Consider the following 1,756-nt stretch of genomic DNA (forward strand, 5'->3'; position numbering starts at 1 on the left):
CGGAACCGGCCCCGCAGGTCGTGGACATCCTGACCCTCGAGCACCGCCCTCGCCCGCGCGATCTGCTCCGCCCGGTCATCGGGGTGGACGAAATGCCAGAGGCTCTGGCCCAGCAGCTCTTCTTCCTTCCAGCCCAGCGTCCGCTCCCAGGCCGGGCTCACCCGCCGGAATCGCCCGCGCGCCGTGACCACCGCAATCATGTCGATCGAATGGGCGAATACCCGGTCGAGGTCGCGCTGAGCGGCCTTCTCGGCGGTGATATCGCGGGCGATGATCACGTAGCCCTCGGTGCTGCCGTCGGCGCCTGGCAGCTTCGACACCACGACCCACGCCTCGGCCCACGACCGGTCGGCCGACGTCAGCTCCACCTCGCACTGCGAGGTGCCCACGGCCTCTACCCGCTCGATCACTTCGGCGAACGACTTGCCGCCCGGCGCCGGGAAATCGACCGGCAGGCCCACCCGCCAGCCGAGCGCCTCCGCCGCCGGGTTCGCCAGCGTCACCACGCCCGCCCGGTCCGTCGCCACGATCGCCAGCCCCGCCCCATCGACAATCGCGCGCTGCAGGGCGAACGCATCCTCCAGCTGCCGCGTCCGCTTCGCCGCCAGTCCCTCCGCGCGGCGCCGCCAGGTCTGCAGCAGCCACACCAGTACCGCGCTGAGGAGCGACAGGGCGATGCCCGCGACGACGACCGTTCGGGTGAGCGCTGCGTTGTGCGCCGGGAAGGTTTCGCCACGCCAGACCTCCACCCGCAGCAGCCGGCCGCCGAGAAGCAGCATCATCGCCTCCGGCTCGCCGACCCGCTTTCCGCCCGAATCGAAGATGGTCGCCCCATCGGCCCGCGTCCCGTCGGAGACGCGCACCTCAACCTCCGGCACCAGCAGCCCGACCGCTCCTCGGAAGAAGTCTTCGCTCACGAAGGCCGCGAACACCCACCCGCGCGTCTCGGCCAGGCGCCGGTCGGCCTCGAGGGGCGGCGGCCAGGTTTTGTACACCGGGGCGAACAAAACGAACCCATCTGCCCCATCCCGCGCCAGCCTGATGGGGCGCGTCATCACCACCTCGCCCGAGACCGCCGCGAGGTCCGCCGCTTCCCGCCGAACCGGCTCACCTTCGAACGCCAGCCCGATGATGCCCCGGTTCTCCTCCAGCGGCTCCACGAACCGCACCACGTAGGCCGGGCCATCGCCCGGGCCGGTATCCCCGAACCAGTGCACCCCGGCCGCGCCGGGCCCCAGCGAGGCTTCGAACGCCCGCAGCTGCGCCGGGTCGACCACCTCCGCGTAGCCCAGCGAGCGGAAGCCGGGGTACCGCTGCGAGACCCGCATCGATTCGAGGAAGTTCAGCCACTCCTCGGCCGTGACCGCATCCGAGGCGGTGAACAGGCCCGCACCCGCCAGCAGCACATCCTGGTAACCCGCCAGCCGCGCGCCCAGGCGCTGCTCCACCAGGTTCGCCTCGTGCTCCAGGTATTCGCCGTTGCGCGCCTCGGCCTCCCGGTCGACCGCCCGCGTCAGCAGCAGCGTCGCCGTCAGCCCGGCGCAGGCTACCGCGACCGGCAGCAGCGGCCAGCCCCGGATTGCCCCCAGCAGCCTGCGCACGTGCGCCATGCGCCACGTCCCCCCGGGCGGCGCTCCTGCGCCTCCCCTTAGATTGGCTATCGGCTGCTCCCCGCCCGGGCTGGAGGGGAGGTGGGAACCGGGAGCCGGGAGCAGGTTGGAGGTGGGAGGTTGGAGGTGGGAGGTTGAAGGTTGGA

General features: G+C 72.1%; 1 protein-coding gene. It reads right to left on the reverse strand.

Annotation, left to right across the window (positions count from 1 at the left end):
• On the reverse strand, positions 1–1,610 hold a 1,610-nt coding region (locus VAE46_RS08170), incomplete at its 3' end, for a CHASE domain-containing protein (RefSeq protein WP_322796436.1).
• Positions 1,611–1,756 lie beyond the last annotated feature (146 nt).

The organism is Tepidiforma sp. (assembly GCF_034433535.1).
Classification (GTDB): domain Bacteria; phylum Chloroflexota; class Dehalococcoidia; order Tepidiformales; family Tepidiformaceae; genus Tepidiforma.